Annotated in this window: 15 protein-coding genes, 1 tRNA gene and 3 pseudogenes; 4 read left to right on the top strand and 15 right to left on the bottom strand. The window is 67.2% G+C overall.

Features of this window, described 5'->3' with window-relative positions; genetic code table 11:
- Positions 1-53: 53 nt before the first annotated feature.
- Positions 54-407, bottom strand: a complete 354-nt coding sequence (locus ACFQE0_RS19270; protein WP_378972550.1) for a DUF2293 domain-containing protein — start codon at positions 405-407, stop codon at positions 54-56.
- An 81-nt stretch (positions 408-488) separates the two neighbouring features.
- On the opposite strand from ACFQE0_RS19270, the gene ACFQE0_RS19275 reads away from it, so the two are divergent.
- Positions 489-788 carry a hypothetical protein gene (locus tag ACFQE0_RS19275; RefSeq protein WP_378972552.1) on the top strand — a complete coding sequence of 100 codons (300 nt, stop codon included), beginning with the start codon at positions 489-491 and terminating at the stop codon, positions 786-788.
- 87 nt (positions 789-875) lie between these two features.
- Here ACFQE0_RS19275 and rpsD read toward each other — a convergent pair.
- The 3 genes and pseudogenes from rpsD to ACFQE0_RS19290 all read right to left on the bottom strand — a co-directional run bounded on the left by rpsD (position 876) and on the right by ACFQE0_RS19290 (position 4,662).
- A pseudogene (gene rpsD / locus ACFQE0_RS19280) lies at positions 876-1,494 on the bottom strand (30S ribosomal protein S4).
- Positions 1,495-1,684: 190 nt separating this feature from the next.
- Positions 1,685-2,836 carry a DUF2252 family protein gene (locus ACFQE0_RS19285; protein ID WP_378972554.1) on the bottom strand — a complete coding sequence of 384 codons (1,152 nt, stop codon included), beginning with the start codon at positions 2,834-2,836 and terminating at the stop codon, positions 1,685-1,687.
- Positions 2,837-3,030: 194 nt separating this feature from the next.
- Positions 3,031-4,662 (bottom strand): alpha-D-glucose phosphate-specific phosphoglucomutase, encoded by a 1,632-nt coding sequence (locus ACFQE0_RS19290; RefSeq protein WP_378972556.1) that lies wholly within the window; start codon positions 4,660-4,662, stop codon positions 3,031-3,033.
- 329 nt (positions 4,663-4,991) lie between these two features.
- Between ACFQE0_RS19290 and ACFQE0_RS19295 the strand changes: the two genes are divergently transcribed.
- The gene (locus ACFQE0_RS19295) at positions 4,992-5,177 is read left to right on the top strand and encodes a DUF3606 domain-containing protein (RefSeq protein WP_378972558.1); all 186 of its coding nucleotides are present in this window, start codon (positions 4,992-4,994) and stop codon (positions 5,175-5,177) included.
- A gap of 53 nt (positions 5,178-5,230) precedes the next feature.
- Here ACFQE0_RS19295 and scpA read toward each other — a convergent pair whose 3' ends face one another.
- The 11 genes and pseudogenes from scpA to ACFQE0_RS19350 form a co-directional block, all read right to left on the bottom strand.
- Positions 5,231-7,396, bottom strand: a complete 2,166-nt coding sequence (gene scpA / locus ACFQE0_RS19300; RefSeq protein WP_378972560.1) for a methylmalonyl-CoA mutase — start codon at positions 7,394-7,396, stop codon at positions 5,231-5,233.
- Between the two features lie 55 nt (positions 7,397-7,451).
- On the bottom strand, positions 7,452-8,228 hold the full coding sequence (locus tag ACFQE0_RS19305) for an SURF1 family protein (protein ID WP_378972562.1): 777 nt from the start codon (positions 8,226-8,228) through the stop codon (positions 7,452-7,454).
- Positions 8,225-8,614 (bottom strand): cytochrome o ubiquinol oxidase subunit IV, encoded by a 390-nt coding sequence (gene cyoD / locus ACFQE0_RS19310; protein ID WP_378972564.1) that lies wholly within the window; start codon positions 8,612-8,614, stop codon positions 8,225-8,227. Before cyoD ends, ACFQE0_RS19305 begins: the two co-directional genes overlap by 4 nt.
- Positions 8,611-9,243 carry a cytochrome o ubiquinol oxidase subunit III gene (gene cyoC / locus ACFQE0_RS19315; protein WP_378972566.1) on the bottom strand — a complete coding sequence of 211 codons (633 nt, stop codon included), beginning with the start codon at positions 9,241-9,243 and terminating at the stop codon, positions 8,611-8,613. Before cyoC ends, cyoD begins: the two co-directional genes overlap by 4 nt.
- Positions 9,244-9,247: 4 nt before the next feature.
- Positions 9,248-11,248 carry a cytochrome o ubiquinol oxidase subunit I gene (gene cyoB, locus ACFQE0_RS19320; RefSeq protein WP_378972568.1) on the bottom strand — a complete coding sequence of 667 codons (2,001 nt, stop codon included), beginning with the start codon at positions 11,246-11,248 and terminating at the stop codon, positions 9,248-9,250.
- Positions 11,249-11,355: 107 nt separating this feature from the next.
- Positions 11,356-12,582, bottom strand: a complete 1,227-nt coding sequence (cyoA, locus tag ACFQE0_RS19325; protein ID WP_378972570.1) for a ubiquinol oxidase subunit II — start codon at positions 12,580-12,582, stop codon at positions 11,356-11,358.
- 110 nt (positions 12,583-12,692) lie between these two features.
- A pseudogene (locus tag ACFQE0_RS19330) lies at positions 12,693-14,029 on the bottom strand (MFS transporter).
- A 150-nt stretch (positions 14,030-14,179) separates the two neighbouring features.
- Positions 14,180-15,190 carry a glycosyltransferase family 2 protein gene (locus ACFQE0_RS19335; protein ID WP_378972572.1) on the bottom strand — a complete coding sequence of 337 codons (1,011 nt, stop codon included), beginning with the start codon at positions 15,188-15,190 and terminating at the stop codon, positions 14,180-14,182.
- Positions 15,124-16,350, bottom strand: a complete 1,227-nt coding sequence (locus ACFQE0_RS19340) for a glycosyltransferase (RefSeq protein ID WP_378972574.1) — start codon at positions 16,348-16,350, stop codon at positions 15,124-15,126. Before ACFQE0_RS19340 ends, ACFQE0_RS19335 begins: the two co-directional genes overlap by 67 nt.
- A gap of 24 nt (positions 16,351-16,374) precedes the next feature.
- Positions 16,375-18,493: pseudogene (locus tag ACFQE0_RS19345) on the bottom strand (glycosyltransferase family 2 protein).
- Between the two features lie 2 nt (positions 18,494-18,495).
- Entirely contained in the window at positions 18,496-18,633 is a 138-nt protein-coding gene (locus ACFQE0_RS19350) for a hypothetical protein (protein WP_378975755.1), read from the bottom strand.
- A 67-nt stretch (positions 18,634-18,700) separates the two neighbouring features.
- Here ACFQE0_RS19350 and ACFQE0_RS19355 point away from each other — a divergent pair, with 67 nt between their 5' ends.
- The gene (locus ACFQE0_RS19355; protein WP_378975757.1) at positions 18,701-19,657 is read left to right on the top strand and encodes a hypothetical protein; all 957 of its coding nucleotides are present in this window, start codon (positions 18,701-18,703) and stop codon (positions 19,655-19,657) included.
- A 101-nt stretch (positions 19,658-19,758) separates the two neighbouring features.
- A tRNA-Val gene (locus ACFQE0_RS19360) sits at positions 19,759-19,833 on the top strand.
- Positions 19,834-19,980 lie beyond the last annotated feature (147 nt).

The raw sequence follows: 19,980 nt of genomic DNA on the forward strand, positions 1-19,980 counted from the left end.
CGCTCCGTGGCGCTGCGGGCTCCTACCCCATCGCGCGGCGGGTGGCGACCGGCTCAGTCGTCACCCTCGGTCACCTCGTCCGCTTCTTCCGGAATGGGCTTGGCCCCCCATGCGGCGAGCGCCTCGTTGAGATCGTCGAGGACGAAATGCCGGGCGCTGTCGCGGTCGTAGCCGTCGGAGAGCAACTCGTCGTATTCGGTGAAGACGTGCCTTGCATAGGCGATCAGGGCAAGCCGCGCGGCCGTTTCCGGCGCCGCCCGGCGCAGGCCTGGACTCGCCAGCGCCCGGTCGAGCACGACACCCGCTTCGAAGGGCGGCAGGCGCGGGGCGAGGCGCAGGAGGGCCCCCGTCACGGCCGAGCGACGGTCGGGGATCGCTTCCGGGCCCGGCGGGTTTCTGTTGGTCATGCCATGGTCTTCGGGGCGGGTTCGGATAGGATCGTGCCCAAGGCTCTCTGGAGGGCGGGATACCGCCGGGAGTACGGTCTCATGAGCACGTTCGTCTCGTCCAGCCTGCGCCGCGCCCTGACCCTGGCGGCGATCCTCGCCACCACCCCGGCCCTGGCACAGACCACCGTGACGGACCCGGCGATGGGCCCGAAGGTCGGCCGCACCATCTCCTCGACCGGCCGGACCATGCCCCCGCCGCGCAACGCCCCGGTGGACACCCCGGCCAAGGCGGCGGCCAATGCTGATCTGCTCAAGGCCCAGAAGGCCACGGAAGCCCGCGCCAAGGCCTGGGACACGAAGATGCACCGGACGATGAGTTCGATCTGCCACGGGTGCTGAGGGCCCCGTCTTCCTTCAGAGAGCCATCGCAACGAAAAAGGGGCCGCCCGAAGGCAGCCCCCTGTGTCGTTCCGCGTCTGGAAGACCTCAGCGCGAGTAGAACTCGATCACGAGGTTCGGTTCCATCTGCACCGGGTAGGGGACCTCGGAGAGGCCCGGCACGCGGGTGACGCGGGCGGTCATCTTGGCGTGGTCGACCTCGATGTAGTCCGGCACGTCACGCTCGGCGAGCCTGGCTCGCCACGATGACGATCTCAAGCTGGCGGGAGGACTCCTTGACCTCGATGAGGTCACCGGCCTTCACCTGATAGCTCGGGATGTTGACGCGCACGCCGTTCACCTTGATGTGCCCGTGGTTTACGAACTGGCGGGCGGCGAACGGGGTGGCGACGAACTTCGAGCGGTACACCACGGCGTCCAGGCGGCGCTCGAGCAGGCCGATCAGGTTCTCGCCCGAGTCACCGCGCTGGCGGATCGCCTCGGCGTAGTAACGGCGGAACTGCTTCTCGGTGATGTTGCCGTAGTAGCCCTTGAGCTTCTGCTTGGCGCGCAGCTGCGTGCCGAAGTCGCTCATCTTGCCCTTACGGCGCTGGCCGTGCTGGCCGGGGCCGTATTCGCGGCGGTTCACGGGGCTCTTCGGGCGGCCCCAGATGTTCTGGCCCATGCGGCGGTCGAGCTTGTGCTTGGCCTGAATCCGCTTCGACATGACTTCGCGTCCTCTCGTGACGAGATATGAGGAACGCGCCCTCCTCTTCCCGATGCCTTAGGGCCCGGGACGACAGGGCGGCGGAATGCCGGCCCACGGGTGCGCGTAAAACGCCGCGGGGCCCCCTTGAGGAGCCCCGTCGACGGCCGGTTCCATACGGGAGACCGGCCTCCGGGTCAACCGCGCGACCCTATCGGACGTATTTGGCGAGGCTCTTGTCGCTGGCGACGTCGCGGCAATGAGCGAGATAGCCGCTCTGGTGCAGGCCCATCAGCGTCGTGACGGAGGTCCACAGCCAGTGAGGGGCACGCTCGTGCCAGCCGTCGGCCTCGACATGGTGGCGCCACTCGCCCCGTGTCTCGGGCGACATCTGCCGTCCATGCGCCCGCCCGACCACCGCCGCGAGGCTGCGGGCCACGCGCACGCCTTCCTCCTTCGAGAATTGCTCGGCGACGATCTTCAGATCCTGCGGAAGCAACTCGCGCACGATCACCGGGGTGTCGCCCATATGGGCCGCGATCATCCGCTCGCCGAGGGCCGGGGACAGGGCACGGGCGCCCTCCACCACGCGGCGCGCAGGGTCCTCGGGGATCGTCGCGTCCGAGGCCGGGGGGGCCAGATACGGCACCGCCTCCTTCACGTCGATCAACGCGACCTTGGCCCGGTCCTTCGCCCCCGCGATGCGCACGAGGCCCGCGAGCCGCATCTTGCCGAGCGAGCTGCAGCCCTTGATCCAATAGGCCGCGTCGATGAGGCTCAACGCCTCGTCGCTGCCGGTGTCCAGGCCGAGGATGCGGCGCCGGAAGCCGGGTGCCTCCAGCAGGGCCTCGAAGCGCGAGAACTCCTCGCCCGACAGGTCGAGGAACCGCTTGCCCCGGGGAAAGCGCGCGGACTTGCCCCGCAGGCGCTCCTCCGACAGGTGGCGCCAGCGGCGGCCGAGGGCGCGCTGCCGGGTGGTTTCGACGATGACGGAATCGCCATCGTCCTTCTCCTCCTCCGGATCATCGAGACCGTCGAGATAGCCCGTGGCCACCGCCTCGATCATCCGCGCGACGGCGAGGCCGGAGAGCGGCGCGGTGAGACCCGCCGTCACCAGGGACAGGGTGAGCCGCACGAGGTCGTAGGCCGGGTTGCTGATGACGGTCTGGTCGAGATCGCGGATCTGCATCCGCACCCGCCCCTCGGGATCGGCTAGGGCGCCGATATTGCCGAGATGGCAATCGCCGCAGATCCAGACCGGCGGTCCCTCGGGCAGGCTGCCGACGGGAAAGTCCGCGATCCATTCGTAGAACCGGTCGGTCGAGCCCCGCACGTAGGAGAGGGGGAAGCGGCGATCTTGCACAGGCGCCGCGACCGCAGCAGCTCCGCCTCGCGACCGGTTTCCGGCCGGACATGGACGTTCATTTCTTGCCTGCGCCCCCGTGCCCGGCACCCGCCGGAAGGCGCGTGCCATGCCATTGTCATCTAGGTTTCAATCCGGGGGGCGACAGAGAATTTCCCGCTAGGGTCGGGATTAAAAGACGCAGAGGGTTGGAACTACGTCACCACGCTCGGCTCGGCGCGGCCGGTGCGGGGTTCGATCTCGGCGAGCGAACGGGCCGCCGCGACGACCGGAGCCAGCACCTCGGCCACCGGAAGGTCGAGCCGTGCGGGATCGTTCTCATAGCGCTCGAGATAGACCCGGAGCGTCGCCCCGGCGGTGCCGGTGCCGGACAGGCGGAACACCACGCGCGCATCCTCCGCGAAGGAGACACGGATCCCCTGCCGCTCTGTGAGAGAGCCGTCCACCGGATCCTTGTAGGCGAACTCGTCGGCGGTCGAGACGGTGAGGTCGCCCAGCCGCGTGCCGGGTAGGCCGGGGAGCTTTTCGCGGAGCGCTTGCATCAGGCCGTTGGCGGCGTCGGAATCGACCTCCTCGTAATCGTGGCGGGCATAGTAGTCGCGCCCGAAGCGCGCCCAATGGGCGCGGACCAGGGCATCGGCCCGCTCGCCCGTCGCGGCGAGGATGTTGAGCCAGAGCAGCACCGCCCAGAGCCCGTCCTTCTCGCGGACATGGTTCGAGCCCGTGCCCGCGCTCTCCTCGCCGCAGAGGGTGATGAGCCCGGCATCGAGCAGGTTGCCGAAGAACTTCCAGCCGGTCGGCGTCTCGTAGGCGCCGATGCCGAGGGAGGCCGCGACACGGTCGGCGGCGCGGCTCGTCGGCATGGAGCGGGCGACCCCCTTCAGGCCGGATGCATAGCCCGGCGCCCGGTGGGCGTGGGCGGTGAGCAGGGCGAGGCTGTCGCTCGGAGTCACGAACAGGCCAGGGGCCACGATCATGTTGCGGTCGCCGTCGCCATCCGAAGCCGCGCCGAAATCCGGAGCGTCCGGCCCCTGCATCAGGTCGTAGAGGTCGTGGCAATGGACCGGGTTCGGGTCCGGATGGTGGCCACCGAAATCCTCCTTTGGCGTGGCGTTCACCACCGTGCCCTGGGGCGCGCCGAGCATGCCTTCGAGGATGGCCGTCGCGTAGGGACCGGTGACGGCGCTCATCGCATCGAAGCGCATGCGGAAGCCGGAGGCGAACATCTTCGAGACGGCCTCGAAGTCGATCAACTCGCGCATCAGCTCGGCATAATCGGCCACCGGGTCGATCACCTCGACCGCCATGGCGCCAAGGCTCGTCTCGCCGAGCCGGTCGAGGTCGAGATCGCGGGCCTCGACGAGGGTGAAGGCCGAGATCGCCTTGGCCCGCGCGAAGATCGCGTCCGTGAGGGATTCCGGCGCGGGGCCGCCATTGGCGGCGTTGAACTTGATGCCGAAATCGCCCTCGGGCCCGCCGGGATTGTGGCTCGCCGAGAGGATGATGCCGCCGATCGCCTTGTGCTTGCGGATGACGCAGGAGGCGGCGGGCGTCGAAAGCAGGCCGCCGCGCCCGACCAGCACCCGCCCGAACCCGTTCCCGGCCGCAAGCCGTAGTATGATCTGCACCACCTCGCGGTTGAGGAAGCGCCCGTCGCCGCCGAGTACCAGGGTCTTGCCCGCCTTGTCGGCGATGGAATCGAAGATCGCCTGAACGAAGTTCTCGACGTAATGCCGCTGCCGGAAGACCGGGACCTTCTTGCGAAGACCCGATGTGCCGGGCTTCTGATCGGAATACGGCGTCGTCGGAATCGTCGTCGGCGTCATGGACACGGGTCTCCGGGGCGCTCGGCCTGAAGGGACGGGTCCTTTTGCCCGTCCGCAGAGGCGGCGTCATCCGTCATGACGGACGTTTCCTGAACGATCCCTGGTTGAGGTTACGAGGAGGGGCGAATGCACGTCCTCATTCAGCACCACGCCGTCATGGCTTCGCTACCGCACGAAAAAAGGAAAAGCAGAGCAGCCCTGCTGTGCGAAGCCGCCAATGACCACGCCTGCGATGAACGAATCACAACCTAAAGTTAATTTTTGGTCTGAGCCCATTGATTCCGACAACCTCAGATCACAGATTTGCCTCGTAGACATGGAGGCTATCGATGGCTGACGATCTGAACATTCGGGAACCTCAGGACAAGTTCAAAATCAACATTCATGAGGAGTGGGAGCTGAACTGGTGGGCTCAACGCTTCGGAGTAAGCAAGCAAAAGATTAAGGATGCTGTCGCGTCAGTCGGCGTGCAAACCAAAGACGTCGCGAAGCATCTCGGCAAGACCTGGCCCTGACAAGCAAAAGCCGCCCCGGAGGACCGGGGCGGCTAGAGGTTACAGTCTCAGGTTTACTCCGCAGCCTGCCGGTTTTCGTAACCGAGCCGGGCATTCAGTTCTCGGATCAGGTGGATTGCCGCCTCGGCGATCACCGTACCCGGCGGGAAGATGGCGGAGGCGCCCGCCGCGCGCAGCGCGTCGTAATCGCCCGGCGGGATGACGCCGCCCACCGCGATCATCACGTCGCCGCGGCCCTGCTCGGTGAGCGCGGCCTTCAGTTCCGGCACCAGCGTCAGGTGGCCCGCCGCCAGGGACGAGACGCCGACGATGTGAACGTCGTTCTCCACCGCCTGCCGTGCGGCCTCGGCCGGGGTGGCGAAGAGCGGCCCGATATCCACGTCGAAACCGAGATCGGCGAAGGCCGAGGCGATGACCTTCTGGCCGCGATCATGCCCATCCTGGCCCATCTTGGCGACGAGGATGCGCGGGCGGCGCCCATCCGACTCCTCGAAGGCCTCGACCAGGGTGCGGACTTCCTCGACCACCGGCGACATCGTTCCCACCTCGCGCTTGTAGACACCGGAGATCGAGCGGATTTCGGCCCGGTGGCGGCCCCAGGCCTTCTCCAAGGCTTCGGAGATCTCGCCGACCGTCGCCTTGGCGCGGGCCGCGTCCACGGCGAGTTCGAGCAGGTTCTCGCTGCCGTCGGCGGCCTTGGTCAGAGCTTCGAGACGGGCCGTGACGTCGGCCTCGTTGCGCTCGGCGCGCAGGCGCTTCAGCTTGTCGATCTGCAGGCGGCGGACATTGCCGTTATCGACCCGCAGCAATTCGATCGCCATCTCATCGTCGGCGCGGAACTTGTTCACGCCAACGATGGTCTGGCGGCCAGAATCGATCCGCGCCTGGGCGCGGGCGGCGGCCTCCTCGATTCGCAGCTTCGGGATGCCCGCCTCGATCGCCTTGGCCATGCCGCCGAGCGAATCGACCTCGCGGATATGCTCCCAGGCGCGGGCCACCATGTCGGCGGTCAGCTTCTCGACGTAGTAGGAGCCGCCCCACGGATCGACGATCCGGGTGGTGCCGCTCTCCTGCTGCAGGAAGAGTTGGGTGTTACGGGCGATGCGGGCCGAGAAGTCAGTCGGCAGGGCCAGCGCCTCGTCCAGCGCGTTGGTGTGCAGCGACTGGGTGCCGCCCTGGGTGGCCGCCATCGCCTCGATGTTGGTGCGGGTGACGTTGGTGAACACGTCCTGCGCCGTCAGCGACCAGCCGCTCGTCTGCGAGTGCGTGCGCAGGGCCAGGGACTTCTCGGATTTCGGCTCGAACTCCTTCACGAGCTTCGACCAGATCAGGCGCGCCGCCCGCATCTTGGCGACTTCCATGAAGAAGTTGGTCGAGATCGCCCAGAAGAACGACAGGCGCGGGGCGAACTGGTCGATGGTCAGCCCGGCGGCGAGGCCCGCCTTGATGTACTCGACGCCGTCGGCCAGCGTGTAGGCGAGTTCGAGGTCGTTCGTCGCCCCGGCTTCCTGCATGTGATAGCCGGAAATCGAGATCGAGTTAAACTTCGGCATGTTCTTCGAGGTATAGGCGAAGATGTCCGAAATGATCCGCATCGACCCCTTGGGCGGGTAGATGTAGGTGTTGCGGACCATGAACTCCTTGAGGATGTCGTTCTGGATCGTGCCCGCGAGCTTCGAGGGCGGCACGCCCTGCTCCTCGGCGGCGACGATGTAGAGCGCCAGGATCGGCAGCACCGCGCCGTTCATGGTCATCGACACGGTCATCTCGTCCAGCGGGATGCCGGAGAAGAGGGTGCGCATGTCGTAGATCGAATCGATCGCCACGCCCGCCATGCCGACATCGCCCGAGACGCGCGGGTGGTCGGAATCGTAGCCGCGGTGGGTGGCGAGGTCGAAGGCGACCGACAGGCCCTTCTGCCCCGCCGCGAGGTTGCGCCGGTAGAAGGCGTTCGAATCCTCCGCCGTGGAGAAGCCCGCATATTGGCGGATCGTCCAGGGCTGGGTGACGTACATGGTGGGATAGGGGCCGCGCAGAAACGGCGCGAGGCCCGGCCATGTGTTCAGGAACTCGATGCCCTCGCGATCCTGCGGGCCGTAATGGCCCTTCACCGGAATGCCTTCCGGCGTCATCCACGGCTCGCCCAGTGCCGGGGCCGCGACGGCCAACGGATCGCCGGACAGGGGCAGAGAGGCGAAATCCGGGATGCGGGAGGTCATGGCGTGACTCGTCGTGTTTCTTGTCACGCCATTATAGCCGCGCCGCACGCAGCGGCTACTCCCCGTTGGACCGACCTTCGCGGCGCACAAACCTACGATAGGCGAAGAACCCGCCGAGCATCAGCGCGAGACCGTACCATGTCAGCGCGTAGACGAGGTGGCTGTTGGGGAACGCGACGACGGTGAGGCCGCCGATGGGCAGGCCGCCGGGATTCGGGGTCGCGTCGGCATCCACGAAATAGGGGGCGGTTTCGGTGAGCCCCCGCGCGGCCGCGATGGCGGCCACGTCCCGCGAGTACCAGCGGTTTCCCGCCGGATCGTTCGAGCGCAGGAAGGCGCCACCCGGCTCCGTGAGCCGGAGGAGGCCCGTCACTTGGACCGCGTCGGCGATCTGCCCCGCCGGGCGGCTCGCCGGATCCTTTCGGTCCCCCGGCACGAAGCCACGATTGACGAGGATGAGGCTGCCATCCTCCCGCCGGAGGGGCGTGAGTACCCAGAAGCCCGCGCCGTAATCGGTCACCGCCTGCACGAGCGTCTCGCGCTCGTTCAGGAACCGGCCGGAGAGAGTGACGTGCCGGTAGGCGTCGTCGGGGCCGACGAGGTTCCAATCGGCCGGGGAGGGAGCCGGGATGGCCGGAGCGTGGACCCGCGCCTCCGTCCGGGCGATCAGGTCGAGCTTCCAGCTCCGTCTCTGGACCTGCCACGTCCCGAGCCCGAGCAGGGTCAGAAAAACGAAAGCCGCCCCGAGGCCGAAGACGACCCGGCGGAGCGGCGAATGGGATGGGGCAGGGGCGGACGGGCCGCCCCCGCTTGGGCGATGAGGCTCGCTCACCGCATCTTTTGCATCATCTCGTGCCCGGAGGCCGGCATCATGTTCCGGTTCATGTGGTACATCACCCACACCGAGCCGGAGAGCAGGATGGCGACGAGCGTGATCGTGAAGATCAGCGCCATGAAGGTCCAGCCACCCTCGGACTTCGTGTTCATATGCAGGAAGTAGATGACGTGCACGACCATCTGCACGCCGCCGAGCACGAGGATCACGAGCGTCGTCACGAGGCTGTTGTCGAGCACGTTGCCCATCACCAGCCAGAACGGGATCACCGTCAGGATGACCGACAGGACGAAGCCCGTCACGTAGGACTTCACGCTGCCGTGGCCGCCCTCGGTATGAGCGTGGTCGTGAGACCCGTGAGCGTGGGTGGCGTCCGCGCTCATTCGAGCACTCCTATCAGATAGACGACGGTGAACACCCCGATCCAGATCAGGTCGAGGAAGTGCCAGAACATAGACAGGCACATCAGGCGGCGCTTGTTGGCCGCGACGAGCCCGTACTTCTTCACCTGCACCATCAGCGTCACGAGCCAGAGGATGCCGAAGGAGACGTGCAGGCCGTGGGTGCCGACCAGAGTGTAGAACGAGGACAGGAAGGCGCTGCGCCACGGGGGCGCGCCCTCGTGAAACAGGTGGACGAACTCCCGGATTTCCAGCGCGACGAAGGCGACGCCGAACAGGCCGGTGACGGCCAGCCACATCTGGGTCTTGCGCTGGTCGTCCTTGTCCATCTCCAGCATGGCGAAGCCATAGGTGATGGAGGAGAACAGCAGCATCGCGGTGTTCACCGCGATGCCCGTGAGGTCGAACAGGTCCTTGGGCGAAGGACCCGCTGCATAGTTGCGCCCGAGCACCCCATACGTCGCGAACAGGGTCGCGAAGATGAGGCAGTCGCTCATCAGGTACAGCCAGAACCCGAGCATCGTCGAGCCTTCGCTGTGGTGGCCCTCCTCGTCGGTGACGAAGAAGACCGGCGCAGCCGTACCGGGCGGTGCGGTTTCGGTGTGCATCATCGGATCACGCCAGCTCCAGTTCGCGCGTCCGCTTGGCCTCTTCCCGCGAGACCGTCTCGGCGGGGATGTAGTACTCGCGGTCGTAGTTGAAGGTGTGGATGATACCCGCGACGATGATCGCCGCAAAGGACAGGGCGGCGAGCCACCAGATGTACCAGACCATGGCGAAGCCGCAGACGAAGCTCAGGGCCGCCAGGATCGCCCCGGCTGCGGTGTTCTTCGGCATGTGGATCGGCTTGTAGCCGGTCATCGGACGGCTGAAGCCGCGGGCCTTCATGTCCCACCACGCATCGGAATCGTGGACCACCGGCGTGAAGGCGAAGTTGTAGTCCGGCGGCGGCGACGAGGTCGACCATTCCAGGGTCCGGCCACCCCACGGATCGCCGGTCACGTCGCGCAGGGCCTCGCGGTTGCGGATCGACACCACGAACATGATGATCTGGCAGCCGATGCCGCAGGCGATCAGCAGGGCGCCGACGGCCGCCGCGATGAACCAGGGCTGCAGCGACGGATCATCGAAATGCTGCATGCGCCGGGTCACGCCCATCAGGCCGAGCACGTAGAGCGGCATGAAGGCGACATAGAAGCCGGTAACCCAGAAGCCGAGGGCCATCTTCCCCCAGAACTCGTCCAGCTTGAAGCCGAACGCCTTCGGGAACCAGAAGGTGACGCCCGCGAACATGCCGAACAGCACGCCGCCGATGATCACGTTGTGGAAGTGCGCGATTAGGAACAGCGAGTTGTGCAGCACGAAGTCGGCCGGGGGCACGGCGAGGAGCACGCCGGTCATGCCGCCGATCACGAAGGTAACGATGAACGCCACCACCCACATCATCGGCACCTCGAACCGGATGCGCCCACGATACATCGTGAACATCCAGTTGAAGATCTTGGCGCCCGTCGGAATCGAGATGATCATCGTCGTGATCCCGAAGAACGAGTTCACGTCGGCGCCCGAGCCCATGGTGAAGAAGTGGTGCAGCCACACGAGGTAGGCGAGGATGGTGATGACCACCAGCGCGTAGACCATCGAGGTGTAGCCGAACAGGCGCTTGCCGCAGAAGGTCGAGGTGATCTCCGAGAACACACCGAAGGCGGGTAGGATCAGGATGTAGACTTCCGGGTGACCCCAAATCCAGATGAGGTTGAAGTACAACATCGAGTTGCCGCCGAGGTCGTTCGTGAAGAAGTGCATCCCGAGGTAGCGGTCGAGGGACAGGAGCACGAGAACGGCGGTGAGGATCGGGAAGGCAGCGACGATCAGGATGTTCGTGCAGAGCGAGGACCACACGAAGACCGGCAGCTTCATCATGGTCATGCCCGGCGCGCGCATCTTCACGATGGTCGCGACGAGGTTGATGCCTGAGAGCGTCGTGCCGACACCCGCGATCTGCAGGGCCCAGATGTAGTAATCCACGCCGACGCCGGGGCTCATCGCGGCCCCCGACAGAGGCGGATAGGCGAGCCAGGTGGCGCGGGAGAACTCGCCCACAAAGAGCGAGACCATCACCAGCATGCCGCCGGAGACGGTCATCCAGAAGCTGAAATTGTTCAGGAACGGGAAGGCCACGTCACGGGCGCCGATCTGCAGCGGCACCGCGAAGTTCATGAGACCCGTGACGAACGGCATCGCCACGAAGAAGATCATGATCATCCCGTGAGCGGTGAAGATCTGATCGTAGTGGTGCGGCGGCAGGAAGCCCTGCTGGTCGCCGAAAGCAATGGATTGCTGCGCGCGCATCATGAGCGCGTCGGCGAAGCCGCGCAGCAGCATGATCATCGCGAAGATGCAGTACATGATGCCGATCTTCTTGTGGTCGATCGACGTCACCCAATCCCGCCACAGCGGGCCCCAGAACCGGAAGTAGGTGACGGTGGCGAGCACAGCGAGGCCCGCCACCGCCACACCGGCGAAGGTCCCGATCAGGATCGGTTCGTGGAAGGGGATCTGGTCGAGGGTGAACCGACCGAAGATCAGCTGCTGAAGATTTGCGTTTTCGAACATGGAATCGGACCGTTCAGAAGGTTCGAAGGCGGCCGTCGCGTTGGATCTCAAAATATCCTTCGCGCCGGCCCACCTCACTGGTTCACTTCGTCACTGGTGGAGTGCCGTCACTGGTTGATCTGCTTGGGCGCGACCTGCCCGCCATTCGGCGAACCGCTCCCGGTATCCGGCTGTGCCTTACCCGGCTCGGCACCGCGCGAGTCGGGATTGCCCATGTCGGGGCGGGGTTTCATGCCCTCGGGCTGTGTCTGCCCATGGGCGCCCCGGCCTGCAGCGGGCCCCGTCGCGCCAGGAGCCTCGTGGCCTTCCCGGGCGAAGTGGTTGTCGTATTGCAGCCGTTTGTAGTTCTCTTCGCCCTCGGCGCCGCCCTGGCCGCCCCGCGCGTCGATGGCCATCATCTCGGAGACGCACATCTGACCGGGCTTCGGGCACAGACCAATGATCTTGGTGTAGAGCCCCTCGGCATAGGACTTGAAGTAGCGCGCGGGCTCGGATTCCGTCGGCTCGGCGAGCTTCAGGTAGGCATCCATGTTCAGGTCCGAGCCCTCCGCCTTGGCCTTGGCGACCCAGGCGTCGAAGTCCTGGTCGGCGACGCCGCGGAACTTGAAGAACATGTTGGAGAAGCCGGCGCCGCTGTAATGGGCGGAGCGCCCCTCGGAATCGACCGCCTTGTTCACCACCGCGTGGAGCTTCGTCTCCATGCCCGGCATGGCGTAGATCATGCCCGCGAGCGTCGGCACGTAGAACGTGTTCATCACGTCCGTCGCGGTGATCTTGAAGGTCACCGGCCGGTCGACCGGGATGGACAGTTCGTTGACCGTGGCGATCCCGTATTGCGGGTAGAGGAACAGCCACTTCCAATCCATGGCGATCGCCTCGACCTGGAGCGGCTCCACGTCGGCCGGGAGCGGGCGCTTGGCATCGAGGCGGGTGAGCGGCCGGAACGGATCGAGGGTGTGGGTGCCGATCCAGGTCAGCGCGCCGAGCGCGATGATGATCAGGAGCGGCGCCGTCCAGATCAGCACCTCGAGTTGGGTCGAGTGATGCCAATCGGGGTCGTAGACCGCCTTCTCGTTGTTCGCGCGGAAGTGCCACGCGAAGAACAGCGTGCAGGCGATCACCGGCACGATGATCAGGAGCATCAGGCCGGTCGAGGCCAGCACGAGATTGCGCTGCTGCTCGGCGATGAATCCGGCGGGCTGCATCACCACGAGGTTGCAGCCGCCCAGCAGTGCCAGGAGCGGCGGCAGCGCCAGGAGCGACGCGAGGCGGCGCAGGTTTCCGCGGCGGCTTGCCGGCGGGGTCCGGTCCGGTCGAAGGGTCGAAGAACTCACTGCTCTCGTCTCGTCATCCCGTGCCGCGGGCGCGGCGTCGCCGGCCGGCATATCCGGCCCCTCACTCAAGTTTGGCGGCAAGACCGCGCCGCGATGGGCGCGGCCGGCGCTTACATCTGTCGCATCTCGGAGCGGTCGATGAACAAGGCGGCCAGGGAGCAGGCCGCGCCCGAGAGCAGGTAGACCCCGACCACGGCCAGACCGAAGCGGTCCGCGAGGTAGAGGGCCACCAGCGGCGCGAAACCCGCGCCGAAGAGCCATGCGAAGTCCGAGGTCAGCGCCGCGCCGGTGTAGCGGTAGCGCTTGCCGAGCCGCGCGGTGACCGCGCCCGAGGACTGGCCGTAGGCGAGGCCCAGCAGCATGAACCCGGTCGTCACGTAGATGGTCTGGCCGATGGCGCTCTCGCCGAACAGCAGCGGCGCGAGGATCGAGCCCAGGGCGAACAGGCCGATCAGGCCCGCGCTCATGATCAGGCAAGCGCGGCGGCCCATCTGGTCGGCGATCAGGCCGGAGGCAGCCACGGCGCCTGCGCAGATGATCGCCCCGGAGAACTGCACCATCAGGAACTCGCCGGGCGACCGGTCGAGGTTGTTGAGGGCGAGCCATGCGATCGGGAAGATCGTGACGAGGTGGAACAGGGCGAAGGCGGAGAGCGGCACGAAGGCGCCGAGCAGAACCTCCTTCAGGTGGCTCCTGAACAGCTCGTGCACCGGCACCGGGCTCAGCCGGTCCGCATCCATCATGCGGACGAACTCGTCCGTCGCCACGAGGCGCAGGCGGGCGAACAGCGCCACGACGTTGATCGTGAAGGCGCAGTAGAACGGGAAGCGCCAACCCCAATCGATGAAGTCCTCAGGCGAGAGGTTCACGATGAAGAAGGAGAACAGGGCGCTCGCCACCATGAAGCCGATCGGCGCGCCGAGCGGGGCACCATGGCGTACCAGCCGCGCCGGTCCTTCGGCGCGTTGAGGGCGAGCAGCGAGGCGAGGCCGTCCCAGGCGCCGCCGAGGGCGAGGCCCTGCATCACCCGCAGGGCAGCCAGCAGGTACACCGAGGAAATGCCGATCGAATCGTAGCGCGGCAGGAAGCTGATCGCGGCGGTGGAGCCACCGAGCAGGAACAGGGCAGTGGTGAGCTTCACGCCGCGCCCGTGCCGCCGGTCGATCGCCATGAAGAGGGCCGTGCCGAAGGGCCGGGCCACGAAGGCGAGGGCGAAGATGCCGAAGGCGTAGAGCGTGCCCGTATGCGGATCCACGAAGGGGAAGAACACCTTCGGGAAGACCAGCACGCAAGCGATGCCGAACACGAAGAAGTCGAAATACTCGGAGGCGCGTCCGATGACGACGCCCATCGCGATCTCACTGGGAGCGACCTTGTGGTCGCCCATGGCGCGCTGCGCGTCCCGCTCGAGACCGGTGCTGGATGAAATGGATGTGTTCGCGCTCATTCGCCGGCTACCGCCCGTCGGTCGTTGCGATTCCGACCTGGACTGCCTCTTGCGGCATGTCTGGCCGCACTGCAACCTTCATTGGAAGCATAACCCCCCCGCACCGGACCGCATCCTCTCGGCGCAGCCCGCGCGCACGCGACAATGTGCTCAGGCGGAGACCGATTCGCCGAAGCCCGCCAAGCTTTTGCCCAGGGCGGCGCCTCCGAGCATGCCTTTGGCCGAGCTTGGCCGCCTCACGCGGATCGCGACTTGCCGGGGCAGGGGCTTGTTGCGGCGCAATACGTGGTCCGCTCCCTCGCTGGCGAATTGGGGATTGTAGAACGGGTCCCCCGCCGCGATCGGCTCCGCCCACCGCGCCGTGAAGGCAGCGGTGTTCTCGGGGTGCTTCAGCAAGGCTTCGGCGGCGTTCCGGGTGGCCGATTCGTAGTGTCGGATCACCACATCGCCATCGTAGAGGATGCGGTATCCGAGGCTCCCGACGCGCAGGCACAGGTCGGTATCGTTGAAGCCGATATCCAGCGTCTCGTCGAAGCCCTGCGCCTCTTCGAACACGCTGCGGCGCATCATGAGGCAGGCCCCGGTGACGGCAGAAACATCCCGCGTCGCGGTGAGCGCGGCGTTAGGACCGGCATTGCGGACCCGATCGAGATAGGCAGGCACCAGCTTGAACGCGTGTTCCGCCGGGCCGTTGAGGCCGAGCACGACGCCCGCATGCTGGACGAGGTCGTTGCCATAGACCAGCATCGGCCCGACGGCTCCGACATCGTGCCGCCCGGCGAGGGAGCGCAAGCGCGCCAGCCAGCCCTCCGATACGATCTCGACATCGTTGTTGAGGAACAGGACGAAGGGGCAGTCCTCGCCGCAGGCCCGGACGGCCTCGTTGTTCATCCGCGAGAAGTTGAACCGGCCGCGATAGGGGTGGATGCGAGCCCGGCCCTCCGCCGCGAGACGGGCGAGGTAGTCCCGCGTCGCCCGGTCGTCGGACTCGTGATCGACGATCACAAGCTCGTAATCGGCCCGGCCGGTCTGGCGCTCGATCGATTCGACCGTCGTCTTCAGGAAGGAGAGGGCATTCTTCGTCGGCACGACGATCAGGGTCCTGCCCGGCACGTCCGGCCACGTGATCCGGTAGGTGTTGAAGGTGTGGCCCGCCGCCACCGTGCAGCCGGGATGGATCCGCGCCAGGGATCGGGACAGGGCCCGGCAGGTATTGGCAGTGACCTGATCGCGCTTGTCGTGGCCGGTGCTCGTGAGATGCGTCCGCCAGCGGTAGAGGAAGAGCGGCAGATGGGCGACGGCCCTGGCCCGCTCCAGCGCCCGCAGGAGGAAATCCACGTCCTGCGAGACCGACAGGCTCTCGTCGAAGCCCCCGCCGCCTGGATCAGCGCCTTCCGGCAGGCGACGAAGTGCACGAAGTAGGGGTGGCAGAGGTAATAATCGAACGACAGCGCGGGTCGTGCGCTGAATTCTAGGAAATGGTCCGTGTTCTCGTCGGTCACGACCTCGTCGCTGTAGGCGAGATCGACCTCCTCGCGGAGGAAGGCCCCCGCCATGGCGTGGAGCGCCGAGGGCTCCAGCACGTCGTCGTGATCCATGAAGGCGACGATGTCGTAGGCGGCCGCGACCACGCCGAGATTGGTCGCCTTCGAGATGCCGCCATTCGTTTCGGTCCTGAGGAGCGTGATGCGGCGGTCCTCGGCGGCGTGGCGGGCGAGGATCTCGGCCGTTTCCGGCGTCGTCGAACAATCGTCGACACAGACCAGCTCCCAGCGCTCGTGCCATTGGCGCCTGACGCTGGCGATGGCCTGTTCCAGCCATGCGGGCGGCGTGTTGTAGACCGGCATGACGATGCTGATGCCGGGGGCCTCGGCCCGCCCGTGGCGGCGCATGAACCGCGCGACTTTCGCCTCGGGGAGGCTGCGCAGGCGGTCGCGGAAGCGCACGAAGTTCGGGTTCACGTCGATCCGCACGGGACTGCCGAGGATCGGCTTTCCCGTAGCGGCGTCGCGGATCTCGACCGTGTCGCCCTCCGCGAAGGAGGCAGAGGGCGGCAGGTCGAGGCGGAATCCGGTCAGGAGCCTGCCGTGCCCGGCCTTGGCGACATCCTCGCGGGGGATGTCCGTGATGCCGCTGGCGATGATCTCGCCCCGGTGCAGCACCTCGATTCCCACGGCCCTCTCGTGGTCGGCAGTATCGAGCGCCCAGCCCCGCAGGAAGGTCTCGCAGGCGGTGTCGACAGAGCCGATGATTCCCGCCTTCGGCCGCCCCGTGAGGCCGAGCCGCCTGCGGAGCCATCGCGTCAGTGGCCTCAAGGCCATCGCTCACCTCTCACGCAAAGGGGGTCACACCCGGTAATGGGCCGAGTTCCGGGACAGGTTGACGTTGTAATAGGGATCGGCGCGCAGTTCCGCGCCCCAGCGGCCGAGCATCACGCGGGTCTCGGCCTCGAACCGCGCCTTCTTCTCAGGGGTGTCCTCCGGGCCGCGGCTCTTCGATTCGTGGTGGATCAGCGTGGCGAAGGGCGTCCAGATGAGCCGGTAACCGGCCTTGCGGATCCTCAGGCAGAGATCGACGTCGTTGAAGGCCACCTTCAGCGCCTCGGCGTCGAACCCGCCGACCTCTTCGAACACGGCGGCCCGCATCGCGAGGCAGGCGCCTGTCACCGCCGAGACCTCGTGCGCGATCTTCATGCGGGCGAAATAGCCGGGCTCGGAATCCGGCACGCCGAGATGGCTGTGCCCGGCGACACCGTCGATGCCCAGCACGATGCCCCCGTGCTGGATCGTCCGGTCGGGATAGAGGAGCTTCGCCCCAACACCGCCGATCTCCGGCCGCACCGCCTGCCGCACCAGTTCGGTGAGCCAGCCCGGCTCGATGACCTCGATGTCGTTGTTGAGGAACAGGAGCACCGGCCCGGTCGCCGCCGCCGCGCCCCGGTTCGACAAGTCGGAGAAGTTGAACGGACCGGGGACGGGCAACACCCGCACCCGGCGATCCTGCGCGAGTTCGGCGAACAGCGCGGTCGTCGCGGCCTCGCGGCTGTCGTTGTCGACGACCACCACCTCGGTATCCGGATAATCGGTGCGGGTCAGGAGCCCGTCGAGGGTCACCTTCAGCAACTCGGCCCGGTCGCGGGTCGGGATGATCACTGACACGCGCGGCGGGGGATCGGGGAGGGGGTGGACGAGGCGGTTGAACCCTTCCGGCCCCCGCTCGGCGCGGGCGCCCGTGGCGGCGGCGACTTCGGCGAGCGCGCGCAGCCGCGCCTCCTCGGCCCGGCCGAGCGCCCTGTCGGAAAACGAGCCCGAACCCGCCTCGGCACGCCAATGATAGAGCACCCGCGGCACGTGGCGGATCCGCGCCGGGTCGAGCCCGGCCGTCAGCCGCAGGAGCAGATCGTGATCCTGGCTTCCCTCGAAGCCTGGGCGCAGCCCCCGTCGCCCGCAGGGCATCGGTGCGCACGGCCGTGAGGTGGTTGATGTAGTTCTGGCCGCAGAGGAGCTCGCGGTCGAAATCCGCCTTGAAATGCGGTTCGAACCGGTTGCCCCGCGCGTCGATCTTGTCCTCGTCGCTATAGACGAGGACGAGGCCGGGATCCTCCCGCGCCACGCGGGCGATCTCGTAGAGTGCGTCCTCGGCGAGCACGTCGTCGTGGTCGAGGAAGGCGCACCATGTGCCCTCGGCCATCGCCAGGGCGTCATTGGTGGCGCGGGCGATATGGCCGTTCTCCGTCCGGCGGAAGACGCGGATGCGCGGGTCGGCGGCGGCGGCGCTGGCGAGCAGGCGCGCCACCGCCGGATCCGTCGAGGCGTCGTCGACGGCGCAGAGTTCCCAATGCGGGTAGATCTGCGCCTTCAGAGAGGCGAGGGCGGCCTGCAGCACCTTCGGCGCAGGGTTGTAGACCGGCATCAGTACGGAGACGACGGGCGGATCACGCCAACCGGCGATCTCGGCGGCGAGGGCGGCCTTTTCCGGCGCGCGACGCCGGTTGGCGAGGATCCAGCGCGGGTAGCCGGTCTCGCGGCGGCCGTTCAGGGCCCGCTCCATCAGGCCGCGGGCGCGGACCTTCTTGCCGACGACGCGCCATTTCAGCGCCTTGAGGGCGAGATCGGGCGAGCGCCGGAGGCCGCGCAGCAACAGCCGGGGCCGCAGGAGGCGGCGGATGCGCACACAGCGCAAGGTGGGCGGCACCTTGCCGAGGCGGGTGGCAATGCGCAGCGCGATGGCCTCCGGCGGCACGCGCCCGGTCCAGAGATGGACGCCGCCGCCAATCGATTCCTCGTGCAGCAAGGGGCCGGGTCGCCCGTCCGGACCGATGAAGGCGAGGGCGAAGCCCACGGCCTCGGCCGCCGGATCGTCCGTGAGGCGCAGGTCGACCCAGCGCCCGCGCAGGGCCGAGACGGGCAGCCGAAGACCGTCGGGACCCTCCTGAAGGGGCGGCCCGGAGGCGGCGGAGCGCATGCTCACGCCGTCCAGATCTTGTCGACCGTGTCCTTCACGGCGTCGGTGAGGGCGACGTCGTAGACCAGCATCTCCTGCACCGGCTTGACCGCCCGCAGCCGCTCCGCGAGGGCGGCGACCTCGGGGAGGGGGCGCCGCATCGGGGACGTCCGCGTCGATCTCCAGCCGGTCCATGAGGCTGGAAACGAAGGCGTCATACCGCTCCCGGTGGCCGACGATGCCGACGCGGGCGATCACTTCGATGGCCGCGATCGAATGGCCGGGGAAGAGGCGGTCCTCCGGCATGCGCGTGGCGAGCTGGCGGATCAGCGGGTTGTAGAGCAGCCGGTAGGCGGGCTCCGGCATCATGCGGAAATACCGCTTCAAGCTGCGCAGGTCGGTCAGGTCGTATTCGGCGCCGAAGGTGGCCGCCTCCGCCAGGGGCCCGAGCCGCCAGCGCCGGGCCGGATCGGCCCCCTCCTCGCCCCGGTCGCGCAGCCAGAGCATCCGGGTCGCCATCTCGATATAGGGATCCTGGACGAGGATGCTGGTGAGCATCATGTCCGGCATCATGAAGTTCTCGTAGCGGGGCACGATCAGCGCCCCGGACAGGAACAGGGACGGCATCACCTCGCTGCCGAGAACGCTGGTCAGCACCTCGTCGGTCAGCCGGTGCAGGCCGAAGTAGCAATGCCGGAAAAACGGGAAGAGCGCCGTCTGAAGCCCGGTCTCGGGCTCGATGCCGGTGTTGACCAGCAGAAACCGCTTCTGCAGCAGCCCCTCGTCCGGCAGGCGGCGATAGATGCGGACGTTGGTGTCGGAATCGTAGAGTTCGAGGTCGCGCATCTCCGCGATGCCGGGCACTTGGGCCTCGGACAGCTGGAAGGTGCACTGGCCGGTGGAGTGCCAGCCGAACTGCTTGAAATTCTCATCGAAGATGGCGGCGGGAACATCGGCGATGCGCCGCCCGCCGGACGAGACCACCACCCGGCTGATGGCGAGCGGATTGTCGGGCACGATCCAACCCTGGATCATGGTGCCGGCGTCGAAATCGATGTGGAACCGCATGCTCCGGGTCTCGTGCCGAACCCGATAAACCCGTTCGGGATGGCGGAACGGGACGTCGACGGCCGGGTGTGCGAGGCGGGGCTTACAGGAGCGGTCGGATCTCTACAATACGGGTGACCCCGCCCGACCTTCGACGCACGAGGCTCGAAATGCGGCTTGCGCCCTCCGCGCACAGCGGCTATAGCCCCCGCCCACCGGCACCGAACAGATGCCGGTGCGGAGACGTAGCACAGCGGTAGTGCATTCCCTTGACATGGGAAAGGTCACAGGTTCGATCCCTGTCGTCTCCACCATTCCTCGATCGATCCGCCATCGAGGACGACCCAAACCCCTTCGCCATGGATAGCAGGACCACCGGTCCCACGCCTTCGCTGCGCCACCCCGGCGTACGAGGACGATCCGTGAGGCACGGGGCGGGGTGAACACCTTTCCGGACGACC

The organism is Methylobacterium komagatae, from assembly GCF_042661665.1.
Lineage (GTDB): Bacteria > Pseudomonadota > Alphaproteobacteria > Rhizobiales > Beijerinckiaceae > Methylobacterium > Methylobacterium komagatae.

Bases quoted from the DNA above. Each gene is read 5' to 3' on its own strand.
- cyoC (WP_378972566.1), bottom strand. From the start codon at position 9,243: ATGATGCACACCGAAACCGCACCGCCCGGTACGGCTGCGCCGGTCTTC.
- ACFQE0_RS19290 (WP_378972556.1), bottom strand. From the start codon at position 4,662: ATGACGCCGACGACGATTCCGACGACGCCGTATTCCGATCAGAAGCCC.
- ACFQE0_RS19350 (WP_378975755.1), bottom strand. From the start codon at position 18,633: ATGCGGCGCCCCCTCCCCGAGGTCGCCGCCCTCGCGGAGCGGCTGCGG.
- ACFQE0_RS19295 (WP_378972558.1), top strand. From the start codon at position 4,992: ATGGCTGACGATCTGAACATTCGGGAACCTCAGGACAAGTTCAAAATC.
- ACFQE0_RS19340 (WP_378972574.1), bottom strand. From the start codon at position 16,350: ATGGCCTTGAGGCCACTGACGCGATGGCTCCGCAGGCGGCTCGGCCTC.
- cyoB (WP_378972568.1), bottom strand. From the start codon at position 11,248: ATGTTCGAAAACGCAAATCTTCAGCAGCTGATCTTCGGTCGGTTCACC.
- ACFQE0_RS19275 (WP_378972552.1), top strand. From the start codon at position 489: ATGAGCACGTTCGTCTCGTCCAGCCTGCGCCGCGCCCTGACCCTGGCG.
- cyoD (WP_378972564.1), bottom strand. From the start codon at position 8,614: ATGAGCGCGGACGCCACCCACGCTCACGGGTCTCACGACCACGCTCAT.
- ACFQE0_RS19270 (WP_378972550.1), bottom strand. From the start codon at position 407: ATGACCAACAGAAACCCGCCGGGCCCGGAAGCGATCCCCGACCGTCGC.
- scpA (WP_378972560.1), bottom strand. From the start codon at position 7,396: ATGACCTCCCGCATCCCGGATTTCGCCTCTCTGCCCCTGTCCGGCGAT.